This is a genomic window from Limisphaerales bacterium (assembly GCA_014382585.1).
Taxonomy (GTDB): Bacteria; Verrucomicrobiota; Verrucomicrobiia; order Limisphaerales; family UBA1100; genus JACNJL01.
Genome location: JACNJL010000067.1, coordinates 18915 through 34146, shown reverse-complemented (window position 1 = coordinate 34146; position 15232 = coordinate 18915). Strand labels below are relative to the sequence as shown.

The window sequence follows — 15232 nt, the reverse complement described above, 5'->3', positions numbered from 1 at the left end:
ATGAAACTTTCACGATTTTTCTTGTTGACAAAACCGCCGAATCAACCAACCTGACTGATACTATGAAGCATCCGCTGTTAACAAGTCTCCTGTCTGCCTCAATTACGCTACTCTCGATCAATCAGATATGCCAAGGCAAACCCGATCCTCCAGAATCACCCGAAGGAACAAATGACCCGAATTATCCGATAGATCCAACTCCTCTAGATTCCCCAGAAAATCCAGAGGGCAAAATTTACCAACCTGACCCAACATCATTACTGATTGGAGGTGACTCGCCTGCTCATTGCGCCCTACGTGCTCTGGAGAAGATCGATTACGACATTGAAAGATACAAGGAGGAAAATTCTTCATTCCCATCTGACTATGACAAAGGGATTAAGGAACCAAAACCATCACCACCAAACGAGGAAAACATTGAGCCGATCTTGGCGGAATTCTTAGGCGCAAAGGATCCGAACCGCTTTAATCCTTTACGTAATCACAGGTCACAACGTTGAGAATTATAATAACGGAGATTATCCGGAAATTGTAAAGCAAATGAGTGAGGGTTCAGAAGTAGAAATGGGCCAAAGCGTCAGCATTGCCCCTTTGCTGAAAATCCTTGAATTGGATCTTCGTGACAAAACACTCAAAGCTACGCAACAATTTAGACCGAAAGGGAATTTAATTCCAACGAATTATCCCCCAGGGGAAAACAATGCAGAAACAGTAAACCAATTTTTCCGGGCCAATGGCACAACCAATACAGTGGATTGTCTCAGGGCTATTTATTTAATTCATGCTCGCGCCATCATTCTGAACGTTGGTAATGATAATTTTAATGATTTGGGATTGTCGTTTATGAAAATTTTAGTCACAACAGGCAATGCGGCCCCAGGGTACCCCATAATTGACAAAGCACTTGACGAAATCATAGAAAATGAAAAAAAAGTATACGATGAAAAAGACCTCGACAAGGGTGATTTGGGATACATAAAGAATTTTGCAGCTTTCAGGGAACATTTCAAAGGTTATGCAGCTCAGGGCGAAAACGTGATCGCACTAGGGAGTAATGACGGAAATGGAAAGCGATTGTTTTGGGGTTATTACGACAAACCAAAAACATTAACACAAGCTGAGTTTGTCGCTTTGCTGAAAGAGCCTGGAATCGATATTTTCAGGGATCAAAAACCAGAAGTCCCAATTCCAAACTTTAACGATCCCAACACCGTAGTCGGCGGGCTATTTGGAAAAGCTTGGTTTATTGATGTTGCGTCACTCGCTGAAATGATGTTCAAACCTTCAGAATGAAAGCCGTTCAACCAAAAATATTTATTTGGCCAATGCTTACTGCTGTGTTGTGTTCTTGCTCTAACCACTCAAGCAACAATAACACAATCAAAAATGTCTCGAACCAATACTTAAATCAAGCAAAAGCTTCCCAAATCGACCATAATGAATCTTTTAATGCTTTGCGGACATCATGGAATTCGAACATAAAAAAAATCAAGACAGAACGCAAGCCGAAGGGACAGAGCAATGCTTTTATATGGGGAATTCATTGCCATGCGATGGATCTCACGTGGGATGAAGTAAAGCCATCGATTATTTATTCAACGAGAAAGTCACTACTGGAATCCAACAGTTCTTACCATCAACTCGAAGAGTTGAATAAACATTTTGTTTGGAAAATGATTCGCGAGGCTATCATCTCGAAAAACCCAGATGACCTTGTAAAGATAATCTCCAGCAAGTGCCCAATAAAAGCATACACTTTCCCCATCGAGTCAATGCTTACTGAATATAATCCAGATTACATCCTTGTTTTCATTAAAGCATATCTGAAGTGCTCAATTAAATCGAACAAATCTGTGATTCTTAGCAGGATAATTGAATCGTTTAAAGGAAATGTTAATTTCGGGGAAGAAAACCCAGATGACTTTGTCCGCAAATGTGAAACTTGGTACAATAATAATAAAAGGAATATTTATGTCAATAGGGATTATTCCTACAAATATGCTACGGCACCACTTTCTATTCCCGAACGACTGTTTAAAATGAAATGACCTCAACACTCAAGAGATTCCTATTAATTTTATGCGTCATTATCACAGGCGCAATTTTGCTGTTTTCCAAAAGACAAAGCAAGCGACCGAAATCCGGGAGTGATTCATCAAAAATAACCGCACAAGAACGGATGGAAAAAAGGTTTGAATCAAGGCAGAGTAATAATCAATTTTTTTATCTCGAAACACAAAATATTTCCACTGATTCCTCGATGTTTTGCTGAATCTGTCTTTGCAACTCATTAAGAATCTCTGCCAGTTGGTTAAAAAATTCATTTTGCTGAATCTCAATATTGTCAACTAGATTTCTTAGTGTCTCATTATGGGGTGCTTCAGTGAACGGAATCGACTTTTCCCTCGTCAGCAGAACATTTAGGGAGTCAGCCAAATCGCCCCCATATATTCGGTCTAGATTTAAAAGAACCTTTTCGCCAATCTCCCGAAGAGGCAATATATTGTTCTGTGAGGCGGGGAGGCTGGATATAAAGTCATCCAGATCTCTCTTGAACCCTGAATCAATGATCTCGAGCGTGAATGTATCTATACAATCTTGAAGAATCTCAATATTCATAAAATAGGTTAGTTCTTATTGTTGGGACTATTGATTCACGATCCTCTTATGGTGAGTTTAACATCACCCCATTCGTGGAGTTTGGTTTCGCCGGAACCCACCCTTGCGCGGCGTTCATCGAGCAATTTCCGGTGGACTTCAGGGATTGCAGCGTTTTCCACGCGGCTCCTTAAGTCCACCCAAATTGCCTCCATTATCCGGAGTTTTTCATCTATTGGCAGATTCTTTACATCCGATACTGTCATAGTGAGTTCAGTCTAGTGTCATCCACCATTTGTCGCAAGCATTTTGGAGTTCGCCGACAAAGCGATACGCCGACGGTGCTTTTCGGGAGGGACTCGTACTTTTAATCGATCGCCTTCAAGAAGCGGTGTCGCGCTGCGCTTACCACCGCACTCCAAAAATCATCCACGTTGCTCAAATTTTATATCCAACTACTTCCAACCCCGGCACCTTTTCAAAGTGGGCGGTGTTGCGGGTAATCACTGGCACGCCTCGGAGCAAGGCCGCCACGGCTATCCACAAATCTGGGTAATCAATTTGCAGCTTGCGCCGTCGCATCTCAGCCCACGTTTGGGCGTAAAGATGAATCACGTCCGCACTCATTGGTAGTGGGGTGTATGCCTGAAAATACTGCTCCAATTCCTCGCGGCCGATGCCCTGATAATATGCGCCGCGTGCATACTCAGCTTGGACAATCCACGGCAGCAGAACCGCAGATTCACCCAAAGCTCGCCGCAATCCCGCCAACGATTCCGGACGCCGCCGATGGCGGAAGAGGTCAATCAGCACGGTGGTGTCGGCCACTACTTCCACGGGTCATCCAATGTTTTTCTGCCTTCGTTAACGGCTGATTCCAACGAATCCACCTGTTCATCGGACAAATCAGGTAAATTTCCAGTCGCCTCCAGCACGGCATCAAATGTGCCCTTTGCAGGCACCATCCGCTCAATCACCTTGGAAAACGTGTCTTTTCGGCTTTTTTTCCAAACCGCAAGCCGCTCATAAGCCGTCTCTGATACTGCTATTGTCTTCACACAGACAACATTGCACAGAGCACAGACTGTGTCAATTTGATTTCTTCTTCAAAACCGTACGAGGCACCCACGCTGCGGAGGTTTGGATGGAGTGCGTGCAGGAACAGCCACTGCTGCTTTCGGGGGCGAGCATAAGGCCTTGGGCGGGGATGATGCCGAGCCAGCAGCCGCTGCGAATGCCTTGGAGTTCGGATTTTTTGTTGGCCTCGATGTCCCAGATGCCGTGGAAGTAGTGGCGGTAAAACATGCTGTGGCTACTGGCGGCCATGTTGCCGCAGCCGCGTCGCTCGGGAAACTGAATTGGCAGCGATTTGCCAGTGTGCAGATGGAAGGCACGACTGTCGCCAAAGAAAGTTTCGCCGATGACCAACGGATGCTGGATATGCTCGCCGTGTCCGTTGTCTTTTGCTTTTTTGTGCGCGTCGTAACTGTTTTTCCATAGCTCGGGCACCTCTGGTTTTTCTGTCCCAAAACGCAGCGCTGGCGAACTCACGTCGAATGCGTGGTTATAATACATATGCTTCCGATCACTGCCGGTGGCGACCAGCGTTCCTTTGGCGTGCAGGAGATAGAGCATATTTTCGCACTTGGCAAAGTCCACCGTCTTTTCCCACAGCTTCCGGCCGGTTTTGCGATCAATCGCCACGAGGTATTGGTTGTTTAACTCCGCGGGCATCAGGCGGCTGGTCGCGGCTTTGGCAACCTCGGGATTTCGGCTTTCGACAAAATAAATTGTGTCGTCCGCGATCGTGATGGTGGAATTCATCACCGCACCGCCGCGATACGCCCATTGTTGTTTGCCCGTGGCAGCATCGTGGCTCACCAATGAATCGCTGACCACGCGCTCCACTTCTCCCGGCCTAAATGCATCGTACCACTCACCTGAATCCGCTGTGTAACTGGAATCCCTTTTCACCGTGGTGCTGAGAAGCTGCTTCTGGCTCGCAGAGATCCAGCCCCAATCGCGACCCTTCGCTGCGTGCACCGCCGTGCGGCGCTGGCCGGTCTGCGCATCCAACGCGATGCATTCGCCTCCGATGGTGACAAAAACCGTATTGTCCGTGGCCACCATATTTGAGCCATCGCGCGGCATATTTGAGCGACGCATTTCGGGCGCAAAAAACGTCCACAACACCGTTCCATTGTAGGCATCAACCCCAAACAGCACGCGGTCGCCTTGGATGAACATCCGGCCATTGGTCGCCAGTGGCGCGGGATTTCGCCCGCCCCGGTCGGGCATCGGCCGCGGGCCCGGTTCGCCCCACCAAAGAATCCCCATCTCGCCGCGCACTAAATCATCCCGGCTGTTGGTCGTGTTGTCCGCCGAGCCATATTGATGCGTCCAGTCGCCGGCGCCTTCGAGCTTGCCGCGTTTCACTGTGGCCCACACTTCATTGCCATCAACCGTTATTTGGCAATCTTCCTGGCCAGTTTTAAACCAATTTTTCAACTGCGCCGCAGTCAATTCTCCGGCCGCGTGCCCAAGCATTGCGACGCCACCGGCCGGACGCAACACGCGCCATAATTCCTCCGCATTGTCGCCCGGCAATTTTCCATCAAAAAGCAAACTGCCCGACACAATGAGATTTGCGAAGTACGGGCCGTAGGGTAAATCGGCCACGCTACCGTGATGCACACTGGCGCGAATCCCGTACAAGCCCGCTACATTCAACGCTTTGCGCGCGGCTTGGGCTTTGGCGGCGTCCGGCTCAACAACGATCACCTGCAAATCCGTTTGCCGCGCCAGCTCGTGGGCCAACCGTCCACCCGCACTGCCAAGCACGAGTGCGTATCCTTGGCGAATGCTGGTTTCAGAAAGGATGCGTTTTGCAGCGGATTGCACGCGGCGCATCGGCGCATCGTTCGCGAATGGCGAAGGCCGCTTGGGCCGATCCGGTAGCCGATAGAAAAATGACGTGTCGAATTTATACCACTCGCTGGCGAACTCCGCGTTGCCCTTCCCTTTCGCAATGATGCGATAGCGATAATCGCCATCGGATGGAAGATTGGTGATTAATGTTGAAACGTGTTTTGCAGCACTCAGTTCGATGAGCCGTTCGCCAGTGCCATCTGCGCGCTTCCAACGAATAGTCGCGGGCATTGCCCCAGCCGTTTTCCAATCCATCCGCAGGGTGCTGCGATTTTGCCAGCGCAATTGAGGTGACGACACGAACTCCAGCGGTTGTGGCGGAAGAGGGAATTCATTTTTGCGCGCATTGAAACGCTTCTCAATATTGGCGGCGTCCAGTGCTTTTTCGTAAATGGAAATTTCGTGCAAACTGATTTTGCCGCGATACACCTCATTGTCATCTTTATAATTGCCTAACTCAAAGGTGGCCTTCGGCGGATAACTGATGGCACCGGAATGGCGTGTCTCGGACACTTCCAGCTTGCCGTTCACATAGAGACGCGTAGCCTTGGTTTCGCTGTCGTACGTGCCCACGACGTGATACCAGCGGTTGTCCTGAAAATCGGTCTTGCCCCGCGTGTAGGCCAATTTTTGATTACCCTCGCTGGAAAGTGTGAAAACGAATTTCCGCTCACGATAGCCCAACAACCAACCGCGCTCGTAATCGCCGTTGTCCTGAATGATGCCCGCGATGCAGCCCCACGCCATCGGAGCCGCCGGACTCACCCACGCCTCCACGGTGATGGATTTTTGGGGCACCTTCACTGAATTAAAATCATCCGTCACCCACGCTCGACTATCTGTGCCCATAAGCCGCAGCCGCCCCAATCCGCCTTGTTTTTCCAAATTGGCGGAGCCGCCGTACCTTGCCGGTGCGCCGACCACTGCTGGAATCGCCCCATCCTTCGCCTGCTCGAATCGCCAGCGATGGAGCAAACCGTCTTCCGCCGCGAGTGCGGATTGAATCGCACCGGCTGATAACAATAAAACTACGGCCCCTTTTTTCATTGCGCAGTAAAACAGTAGATGGTGCCCCTGTCGGTGCTGACGAGCAATCGCCCGTGTGCCACCGCGAGACCGAGCGCGGCCCCATTGACTTTGGCTGTCCAGATTTGTTTACCATCGGCAGTTGAGTACGCGGCAACCTCATTATCACCGCCCGCAAAAAGTGTATTCCCCGCAAGCACAAGTGCGTGCGGCTGGAGACAGCTCACGCGCCAGAGAAAGCACGCCTTCATCGCGGCGCTGATTTCATCGAGACGCCGACCGCCGGCCGTAACTTTTGCTAACACCGCCGGCACATCGGGCGATTTCTGTTTGCGTAGTTCAGTGAGCAGTGCGCCGTTTGTTTTGCGGTCGGCATCGACTTGTTTGCGTTCGCCTTCGAGCTTCAGATAACGCACACGATCCAGCACACTCAATTCCTTGTCCGCGTGCAGATAAGATTTCTCAGCAGAAATAATCATATGATTACCTGAAAAATTAGCAAAAACATCATCGCTCTCACTCTGCACTAAACCCAAATGACCCTTTCGGCCGGGACCGAAAATTAGGGTGTTGCCCGTGATCAACGCGTACGTCCCCCCGCCGCCTTTCACGGTGCGCAAGTGCCTGCCGTTAGTGCGATCGAACACCATCGGATTGTCGCGACCGGCGGGGACGTACACGCGGTCCTCGGAAACTAACAAATAGCCTTGCGCGGGTTTTTCAGTTTGCTTGTTGCGCCATTGCTCTTTGCCATCGGCAGCACTGAACGCCACCACGTGCACGCCCTCGCTGGGGAACATCCCGGCGCCCGCGTACGCCACGTCATCGCGCACGAGGATTCCCGTGCGAACGGGCCACGCGGAGATGATCCGGTTGTTGCCGGCAATACGATACTCACTGGGTGCGAGGCGCTGCCGCCAAATCGATCTGCCTTCAGTGGAAATGCAATACGCATAGCCGTCATCCGAGCCGACAAACAATTTGCCGCCATGTATTGTTGGCGCAAACCGCACGGGGCCTTCGGTGAAGAATGACCAACTCTCTATGCCGGTCGCACCATCAAGGCAATGCACCTGGTCATCGACGGAGGAACCAAAGTAAACCGATTTGGCATCCACAACCACGTGAAAGGCGTGGTCAAAAAGCTGACGATTCTTAAGGTTCTCGACCTTGTTATAGGAATCGCGTTTAGCCGGCCCGCGCCACGCCGGACGCGGCGCGTGCAGAGGCTGATGCACCCACGCTTCACGCAACGGCATGGTAAGTTGCTCAGCCGTCACACTGCTACGCGACGTGTCGGCTCGATAAGTTGGCCAATCCGCCGCGCAAACGCTGAGGCCGATAAATAAAAATAAACACCTCATGGAGCAGTTTCCAAACTCACAACGCGGTCGGCAAACTCATCCGCGGTGGAACCGTGGGTGACGACCACCACCGTGCCGCCCGCGCGATGGAATTCCGCCAAATGCCCGAACACTTGCCGGTCATTTTCAGGGTCGAGATTCCCCGTTGGTTCATCGGCCAATATCAAACGCGGCTCATTCACCAACGCGCGCGCCAAAGCCACCCGTTGGCGTTCGCCCGCGCTCAGCTCGCCCGGCGTGTGCGTCAGACGATGGCCCAAGCCGAATTGTTTGAGCAACTCACGCGGTCGCTGTGTCATTGAGCCGTTGCGCCCAGCGAGCCTCACATTCTCCTCAACGCCGAGATATGGCACCAGATGGAACATTTGAAAGACAAACCCCACATCCGTGGCCCGATAATTAGCGCGCGTGGCAGGCGATTGTGCATACAAATCCGCACCATCAAAAGTCACTGTGCCGGCGCTCGGCCTCAGCATCCCGCCGAGCGTCAGCAGCAAGGTGGTTTTCCCGCTTCCGCTGGCGCCTTTGATGGCAATGAATTCGCCAGACGCCACCTCCAAATCAAACGGCGCCAACGCGGTGACCGCGCCGAATCGTTTGGTGACTTGTTTGCAGGCAATCATCCGTCGTGTCGCAGCGTGTCGGCGGGATCTTGTGTGACCGCCAGCATCGCCGGAATAAAACTCGCCAAAGCCGTCAACACCGGCGCAAGCAGCAGAGCCCATTTAAGGTTTTCGAAATCCCAAACAATGAGTTTGGGTGAAATTTGCAGCACTTCATTCCCCCAGCCAAACAGCAACCCCGTACCCAACGCAAAGCCCCCCACCGCGCCCACCACGCCAAGCAACAAAGCCTTGCCGAGAAACAACGCGGCGACCTCGCCGCTGCCTTTTCCAAGCGCGCGGAGGGTGCCAATTTCCTGGCGTCGCGCGCGGGTGTTCACAAAGGCAAGCACGCCAACGATGACGCCGCACAGAATAATGACTGCGGGCATTAGCGTGGAAAAAGTTTGCTCAATATCGCGCCTCTGTTTTTCGCGCGCCTCGGCCATATCCTGCATTCGGAAAACTTGCGCTTCCGGCAGGATGGGCTCGAGCTGTTCGCGCAATAGCGCAAGGGTGTCCTGCGTTTCGTCGGCACAATAGCAATCGAGCGCTTGAATTTCATTGATGAACCCTTCACGCCCTAGAACTTTTTGCGCATCGGCAAGGTGCATATAAATACGAATCTCCGCGCCGCTGCCTTTTTCCGACAACACGCGGGCGACTTCAAAATTGCCGCCTTCGACCGTGACGCGTTCATCGCGTTTGACATCGTGGATTTGTGCGAGCGTTTTTCCCAGCTGCACGGTGCCCAGTTTCACTGGCGTAATCATAATAGGTTTCTTGCGGCCGGGCGGCGCCACTTCGCGCGGGGCGAGGCCGTAAAGCATCGCGGGCGAGCCTCGCCATTGCACCTCCCATTTCAACACGGCGGAGAGATGCGAGTAGTTGATGGTGTCATTGATATTTGTGAAACTTTGCACCCAATTTTCCGGAAACATAGTTTTTGAATAACCTTCATCCCAAAAATGCGCGAGGTCGGTGTCCTTGGAAACGATGCGAAGATTCTGGCCCATATCACGCTGGATGCGTTTGGTGCGCTGCAGACTTCCGGCGAAAGCGGTATGAAAAATAATTGAACCGCCCACGGCAACGGCAACGGCCAACAAACCGAATATGGCGTTCACCTTGCGATGCCCCATCTCCTTGAGAATAAGCTTGAGTGGATTCATTTGGTTCACGAATCGCGCTTATGGCCGAGCAGTAAAATCACGCCGCCGGCCACGAGGATGGGCACGCCGGCCATTATCATCCAGCCAAAAAATGAATAGCCCGCGCGCGGCTGGGCGATCGGCGACTGGGACGTTTCCGCTTTAGGTTGCGTGGGTTTGGGCGTTTCCGGTTTTGTGGGCGTGGGCTCGGCATTCGCAAGATTGAGTGCGCCTTCGCGGTAGCCCATCAGCAAATCATCGAGCGTACCGCCGATTTGAGTTTGGCGATTTGCGCCCTCCCCTTTGCCGCCTTTGGAAAGAATTTGGCTCATCTCGATACGGATAGCCGGGCTTTCGGGGTCGAACCCGAGGTGATTGGCGAATTGTTTCTGCACATCCTCATCCCATTTTTGCGGGATCATCGTGCCTTGCATCCACTTGCGGTCCAGCCCGCATTCGCAATTGAGGCCGATGGTATTCACGATGGCCGTGAGCGCGCGTTCATCCAATTGCGCATCACGCAGCACCGGCCCGATGATGCGGCCGCGCCCGTACAACACCGCTACTTGCGGCGTCTCGGCAATGGCATCAATGCCGAGGCTCCACATAAACGCTTTCTCGCTCGCAAGCTCTTTTGCAGAAATCACCTCTACCACCGGCGGCTCGCGGATTTCCTTTTCCAGCTTATCCATCTGCGAAGTGATGGTCGCGACAACGGTGTCCGCCATCTTCCGAATACGCGCATTTTCATCACCGTCTTTTCCTTCGACGATAAGGATGACGCCGTAGTGTTCGTAAATTTTCGAAACAACCGCATTGCGACGCTTTGAATCAAACACCGACTCCAAGCCATCCCAGGCGGTAACTGACAAGGGCTTCCCTTCAGCCGTCAAAGAAATCGGCAGCGCCTGCTTGCCGTCCGCCGAAACCAAAACTGCTTGCGCTTGTTTCAGATCTGGCGGCAAAAATTTAGAGGCTGCGCCCTTTGCTGCCACGGTGGCGGCAAGCACTTCCGCTTTCACGTTAGAATCTAAGTACGTTGCATAAGCGATGGACTTGAGCGAGTCCATTTCACTAGCAGGCGTGGTATCCGGAACGAAAATGAAAAGCTGATATTTTTCGGAACCGAGATCAACAAAGCCGACATCGCGGACATTGAACCGGCAAGCCAATACATCGAACGCCAACACAATACTCAACCATGTCGCCAGTTTTTTCATCCTTGTCCGCCACACACGGGGCAGCCGGGCCTTGGACGTAACCGCACTTGGTTAAATTTCATCATTTTTAAATCACACGTCAACAAGCGACCGTACAACGGTTCGCCCAATCCAGCGATGATTTTGATAGCTTCCATCGCGCCGAGGCAGCCGACCATTCCGGACACTGCGCCAAAAACCGGGAAACGCCGCTGCCAGTAATCGGGCTTCTCAGGATAAAGGCACTGAAGACAACCGGTGACACCGGGCTTGAAGCTGGTGATGTGGGCTTCCAATTCGAACATCGCACATTCGACGAGCGGCTTGCCCTGCCGCACAGCTTCACGGTTCATAAAAAATCGTTCTTCGAATAGCGGTGCGCAGTCAACCACTACCTCAGCAGCGGCGACAAGTTCGGCGGCGTTTGTCTCATTGACGTTTTCAGGCAGGGAAACAATTTCAAGACGCGGATTGATTTCGCGCAAACGTTTCACCGCGCAGTCGATGCGCGAAGTGTTCAACGCCGATTCGGACATTAAAAGTTGTCGGTTCAAATCCGAAGGCCGGAGATTTCCGCCATGGGCAAGGATGAGTTTACCAATGCCCGCAGCGGCTAGCTCATACGCCACCAACCCGCCAAGGCCGCCAATGCGGCTCACCATCACACTGGCCGCCTTGAGTTTGCGCTGGCCGGTTTCGCCAAAATCTTCGATCGTGGTTTGCCACGAGTACACTTCCTGCTCGAGGGCAGTGAGTTCGGGCAAATTGTTTTCGTTGGGCATTGGGTTTGGTTTGGTTTGGTTTGGTTTGGAGGGACGAGCTTGCGAGTCCGTTGTGGGTTCGCGGACTCGCAAGCTCGTCAATCCAGTATTAGTCGCTCTCGCGGACGACACTGCCATTTTCCATTCGGAAATGACAGCCTGCCAAGCGCTTGGCTTCGCTGGGGCTGTGGGTGATATGGAGGATGGTGACGCCGGTTTCGCGGTGGATGTGCTCAAGGAGGCGACACATTTCTTCGTGGAGTTCTTCGTCCAGCGCGCTAAGCGGTTCGTCAAGGCATAACACGGCGGGGCGATGCGCGAGGGCGCGGCCGAGGGCGACGCGTTGAGCTTCGCCGCCACTGAGTTTGTCCGGCGCGCGATCAAGGAGATGGATGATGCCGAGCAATTTGGCGAGTTCATTGACACGCGCGGCAATTTGAGTTTGGGGTTGGTTGCGAAGGACAAGGGCAAAGGCCAGTTGCTCGCGGACAATCATCGTAGGAAACAACGCGCGATCTTGCGGCACATAACCCACACCGCGCTCGGCGGGGAGGAGCCCGGCGACTTCCTCGTTGCCCAAATGAATGCTGCCGCTCTCGATGGATCGCAGGCCGCAGATGGCTTCGAGGATGGTCGTCTTGCCGCAACCGCTGCGCCCCATAAGCACGCCGTATTCGCCAGCAGCAAGCGTGAGGTTTATGCCGCTCAATTCAAAGCTGCCTTGCCGTATTAAAATGTTTTTGAGAGCGATCACGCAAAGATTCGTTTCATCCCGAGCGTACGGGCAATGAGGAAAACAACGACCGCCGCGCCAATCATAATGAGCGACACCGCCAACATTCCTTCGGTGCGGCCGGCTTGAAGTTCAAGAAATGCGCTCGTGGGCAGCACCTCAGTTTTTTGTCGCGTGGCACCGGCAAAGACAAGGATCGGACCAAACTCGCCCAGCGCCCGCGCCCACGAAAGCGTGGCGGCTGCGAGCAACCCACCTTTGGCCTGGGGCATTATGACCTTCCAAAATGCTTGCTGCCGATTGCAACCGAGCGTGAGCGCGACTTGCTCGTAGCGGTGCGGGATTTGATCGAAGGTCACGCGCATCGTCCGCACGGCGAAAGCGCAGGCCACCATAAATTGCGCGAGCACCACAGCGGGCCATTTGTACACGACCGAATCGCTAAGCCAATCGGGCGCGTAGCGAAACAGAATCAACAGCGAAAGCCCAACAACCAGCGGCGGCAGCACGATGGGAATATCAAGCAGCGTGTCGATGAGCGGTTTACCGCGAAACTCAAAACGGCTCATTATATAACCAATCGGCACGGCCACCCAAACCGAAAGCATCGTGGTGATGGTGCAACTGATGAGGCTCAGCATAATTGAAAACTGAATGTCACGACTGCGCAACGCTTGCACGAGTGGATTGGGTTTCGAAAGCCCCAGCGCCTTTGGAGTGGCGGCAACATTTTCCGGCAGCGCAATCGAAAGTTGATTGGTGGTGGTGTCGGTAATTTCATGCACGCCATCCCAACCCGCGCCGCCGCCGTGGACGCGAATGAATTGCCCCCACAAAAGGCCGTGCGATTCATCGGTTGTGAGTGTGGCGATGTGGTTGGTGAGGCCGACATCAATCACGCGCGCTTCGGGCCGCAACGAGGCGGTGATTGGCGCGTCCGGAAGCTTCGGTTGCAGCAGCACTTCATCGGTGTTGGCCTTGAAAACTTTTTCACCGGAAAGCATTTGCCCGTTGTGTTCCAAGGCCACTTCGTTTCTGCCCAAACGAAAATGGTACGTGCGGCCGACTTCCACACGAATGGGCACCGCGCCCTCGGCGAACCGGCCTTGCTGCACGCGCTCATCGCCGAGAATGGGTTGATCGCCGTAATCAAGAAACACAAGATCGGCTAACACCATCGCGCCGATGATGAGCAGATAACTCCCGGCCAACACGCCGAGACCAATGAGGAAGGGCTTATCGGATGCGACTTGAAATTTGGGCTGCGCAGGCTCACTCATTCAATGTCAGCCTCCCAGTTGAAGCCGAGCTGCTCGAAGCGGTGGCGCGAGGCGTCCGAAGTGACGTGTTGCATCAGCCGTTGCGCAAGCCGGGGGTAAGCGGTGTCCTTGCGGGCGGCGATGTTTTGCACGGCAATGGCACGCGCGGGCTTAAGCGGCACGGCGTCAAACTTGGTTTTGAGATGCTGAATGTTTGCCTCGTAGACGAGCACCACGTCGAGCTTGCCGCCCGCTTCCATACTTTGAATGAGCGTGTGGGCGGTATCATGCTTCACCGGAATATTTTTTTCGATGGCGTCCCACTGGCCGGTTTCGCGAAGCAATTCTTCACTGAGTTTGCCGAGTGTGCTGGCCTTGGGCTCGGTCACACCAATACGCAATTCAGGCTGCGCGAGGTCGGCAAGCGTTTGGAGGCCTTTTGGATTGCCGCGTTCCACCAGCATCACAATGCGCGTGCTGGAAATATTCAAATCCGGCCCAAACGGGTTCCCCATTTTGCTTTGGGCCATTTCGAGATAGGTGGCGTCGCAGGTCATAAACAAATCGGGCAGGCCCTTTTCGCCGGTTTGCATTTTGCCAACGAGCGTTCCGCACCCAGCGTAAACCATGTTGATGACGCAGCCTTCACGCGCCTCGAATTCGCGGATGGTTTTTTCAACCGCTTCACGATTGACGCCACCGCAATCTACGCGCAGCTCCGGCACCTTGGCCCACGCATCGCCGGCAAGCGGCCGGTATTTGTGACGCGCAAACACGTTCCCGCCTTTATCCGGCGCGGCGAGAAAACGCGCGAACTGCAACGCCAATGTCGGCCGATCCGTTGAAGCCGTCACCGCCACAGAAATGTTTGCGCGGCTTGCTTTGAGTTCCGGCAACTCGATGACGCGCAGCCCATGCTGGCGCGCCACGGAATCCCATACAAACGCAGCTTGCGTTCCCGCATTTTCTTTCACCGCCAGTGCGGCCTCGGTGACGGTGGGAAAGGAAGACGCCTTCGCCTGATTGATGGCCGCCCAATGGCCGGATTGCTCGAGCATTTTTTTGGTTTTTTTGCCAACACCCGCGAGCGGGTCGCACATGACAAAAGACAAATTTGAACTCAACACATCATCGCAATTGTTTACATCGATATTTGCACCCGATTTTACGCCAAGCACCACTTGCCACGTAGCCACGCGCAACGATTCCCGCGTGAGACCATCGGCCGCAGCTTTTTCTGTGTAGGAATAATCCGCGGGAATGTAAACGTCCGCAATGGCGAGGCCACCTTTCTTATCCATTTTAAGGCGGTTGGCGAGTACGCCGCTGTTAGCGTACTCGAGCTTCACGGTGACGCCCATTTCGGTTTCGAATTGCTTCGCCACCTCCTCCACCGCGAGCCGAACGCCGGCGGCGCAATACACGGTCAGACTTTTCGCCTGCCCAGCGCGCGAACCGGAGGAAGGGTTGTCGGTGAATTTATTCTGCAGGAAAACCGCGAGGCAACCGATGGCTAACGCGGTGAGCGCGAGCCAAAGCATTCCGTTACCACCACGCGCGCCGTATTGATGTTCGTTATCAGTCACCGGAAAGAGCGGACTCTATTTGGCA

The 15232-nt window shown here is 53.3% G+C and carries 16 protein-coding genes; 3 read left to right on the top strand and 13 right to left on the bottom strand.

Annotation, left to right across the window (positions count from 1 at the left end; genetic code table 11):
* Window positions 1-62: 62 nt before the first annotated feature.
* From H8E27_15680 to H8E27_15670, 3 genes are read left to right on the top strand one after another with little or no spacing between them, the layout of a single operon-like run.
* On the top strand, window positions 63-500 hold the full coding sequence (locus H8E27_15680; GenBank protein MBC8327058.1) for a hypothetical protein: 438 nt from the start codon (window positions 63-65) through the stop codon (window positions 498-500).
* Window positions 501-540: 40 nt separating this feature from the next.
* Entirely contained in the window at window positions 541-1293 is a 753-nt protein-coding gene (locus tag H8E27_15675) for a hypothetical protein (protein MBC8327057.1), read from the top strand.
* Window positions 1290-2048 (top strand): hypothetical protein, encoded by a 759-nt coding sequence (locus H8E27_15670; GenBank protein ID MBC8327056.1) that lies wholly within the window; start codon window positions 1290-1292, stop codon window positions 2046-2048. Before H8E27_15675 ends, H8E27_15670 begins: the two co-directional genes overlap by 4 nt.
* 175 nt (window positions 2049-2223) lie before the next feature.
* On the opposite strand, the gene H8E27_15665 is transcribed toward H8E27_15670, so the two are convergent.
* The 13 genes from H8E27_15665 to H8E27_15605 form a co-directional block, all read right to left on the bottom strand.
* The gene (locus H8E27_15665; protein ID MBC8327055.1) at window positions 2224-2619 is read right to left on the bottom strand and encodes a hypothetical protein; all 396 of its coding nucleotides are present in this window, start codon (window positions 2617-2619) and stop codon (window positions 2224-2226) included.
* A gap of 35 nt (window positions 2620-2654) precedes the next feature.
* On the bottom strand, window positions 2655-2813 hold the full coding sequence (locus tag H8E27_15660; protein ID MBC8327054.1) for an addiction module protein: 159 nt from the start codon (window positions 2811-2813) through the stop codon (window positions 2655-2657).
* A 223-nt stretch (window positions 2814-3036) separates the two neighbouring features.
* Window positions 3037-3435: a type II toxin-antitoxin system VapC family toxin gene (locus H8E27_15655; protein ID MBC8327053.1), complete on the bottom strand. Its 399-nt coding sequence runs from the start codon at window positions 3433-3435 to the stop codon at window positions 3037-3039.
* Window positions 3426-3656, bottom strand: coding sequence for an antitoxin VapB family protein (locus tag H8E27_15650; protein MBC8327052.1), 231 nt, complete (start codon window positions 3654-3656; stop codon window positions 3426-3428). Before H8E27_15650 ends, H8E27_15655 begins: the two co-directional genes overlap by 10 nt.
* Window positions 3657-3687: 31 nt before the next feature.
* Complete coding sequence (locus H8E27_15645) at window positions 3688-6573, bottom strand: PQQ-binding-like beta-propeller repeat protein (protein MBC8327051.1); 2886 nt, start codon at window positions 6571-6573, stop codon at window positions 3688-3690.
* A complete protein-coding gene (locus H8E27_15640; protein ID MBC8327050.1) occupies window positions 6570-7916 on the bottom strand; it encodes a PQQ-binding-like beta-propeller repeat protein in 1347 nt (448 codons plus the stop codon). The genes H8E27_15645 and H8E27_15640 overlap by 4 nt, the downstream gene beginning before the upstream one ends.
* The gene (locus tag H8E27_15635; GenBank protein ID MBC8327049.1) at window positions 7913-8539 is read right to left on the bottom strand and encodes an ATP-binding cassette domain-containing protein; all 627 of its coding nucleotides are present in this window, start codon (window positions 8537-8539) and stop codon (window positions 7913-7915) included. Before H8E27_15635 ends, H8E27_15640 begins: the two co-directional genes overlap by 4 nt.
* On the bottom strand, window positions 8536-9690 hold the full coding sequence (locus H8E27_15630) for an FtsX-like permease family protein (protein ID MBC8327048.1): 1155 nt from the start codon (window positions 9688-9690) through the stop codon (window positions 8536-8538). The genes H8E27_15635 and H8E27_15630 overlap by 4 nt, the downstream gene beginning before the upstream one ends.
* A gap of 5 nt (window positions 9691-9695) precedes the next feature.
* On the bottom strand, window positions 9696-10889 hold the full coding sequence (locus tag H8E27_15625; GenBank protein MBC8327047.1) for a hypothetical protein: 1194 nt from the start codon (window positions 10887-10889) through the stop codon (window positions 9696-9698).
* The gene (locus tag H8E27_15620; protein MBC8327046.1) at window positions 10886-11650 is read right to left on the bottom strand and encodes a HesA/MoeB/ThiF family protein; all 765 of its coding nucleotides are present in this window, start codon (window positions 11648-11650) and stop codon (window positions 10886-10888) included. Before H8E27_15620 ends, H8E27_15625 begins: the two co-directional genes overlap by 4 nt.
* An 88-nt stretch (window positions 11651-11738) precedes the next feature.
* The gene (locus H8E27_15615) at window positions 11739-12383 is read right to left on the bottom strand and encodes an ATP-binding cassette domain-containing protein (GenBank protein ID MBC8327045.1); all 645 of its coding nucleotides are present in this window, start codon (window positions 12381-12383) and stop codon (window positions 11739-11741) included.
* Window positions 12380-13003: an ABC transporter permease gene (locus tag H8E27_15610; protein ID MBC8327044.1), complete on the bottom strand. Its 624-nt coding sequence runs from the start codon at window positions 13001-13003 to the stop codon at window positions 12380-12382. The genes H8E27_15615 and H8E27_15610 overlap by 4 nt, the downstream gene beginning before the upstream one ends.
* Window positions 13004-13638: 635 nt before the next feature.
* On the bottom strand, window positions 13639-15207 hold the full coding sequence (locus tag H8E27_15605) for a substrate-binding domain-containing protein (protein MBC8327043.1): 1569 nt from the start codon (window positions 15205-15207) through the stop codon (window positions 13639-13641).
* Window positions 15208-15232 lie beyond the last annotated feature (25 nt).

Coding starts and splice junctions, on each gene's coding strand:
- H8E27_15680 (MBC8327058.1), top strand. CDS start 63: ATGAAGCATCCGCTGTTAACAAGTCTCCTGTCTGCCTCAATTACGCTA.
- H8E27_15675 (MBC8327057.1), top strand. CDS start 541: ATGAGTGAGGGTTCAGAAGTAGAAATGGGCCAAAGCGTCAGCATTGCC.
- H8E27_15670 (MBC8327056.1), top strand. CDS start 1,290: ATGAAAGCCGTTCAACCAAAAATATTTATTTGGCCAATGCTTACTGCT.
- H8E27_15665 (MBC8327055.1), bottom strand. CDS start 2,619: ATGAATATTGAGATTCTTCAAGATTGTATAGATACATTCACGCTCGAG.
- H8E27_15660 (MBC8327054.1), bottom strand. CDS start 2,813: ATGGAGGCAATTTGGGTGGACTTAAGGAGCCGCGTGGAAAACGCTGCA.
- H8E27_15645 (MBC8327051.1), bottom strand. CDS start 6,573: ATGAAAAAAGGGGCCGTAGTTTTATTGTTATCAGCCGGTGCGATTCAA.
- H8E27_15640 (MBC8327050.1), bottom strand. CDS start 7,916: ATGAGGTGTTTATTTTTATTTATCGGCCTCAGCGTTTGCGCGGCGGAT.
- H8E27_15635 (MBC8327049.1), bottom strand. CDS start 8,539: ATGATTGCCTGCAAACAAGTCACCAAACGATTCGGCGCGGTCACCGCG.
- H8E27_15630 (MBC8327048.1), bottom strand. CDS start 9,690: ATGAATCCACTCAAGCTTATTCTCAAGGAGATGGGGCATCGCAAGGTG.
- H8E27_15625 (MBC8327047.1), bottom strand. CDS start 10,889: ATGAAAAAACTGGCGACATGGTTGAGTATTGTGTTGGCGTTCGATGTA.
- H8E27_15620 (MBC8327046.1), bottom strand. CDS start 11,650: ATGCCCAACGAAAACAATTTGCCCGAACTCACTGCCCTCGAGCAGGAA.
- H8E27_15610 (MBC8327044.1), bottom strand. CDS start 13,003: ATGCTGAGCCTCATCAGTTGCACCATCACCACGATGCTTTCGGTTTGG.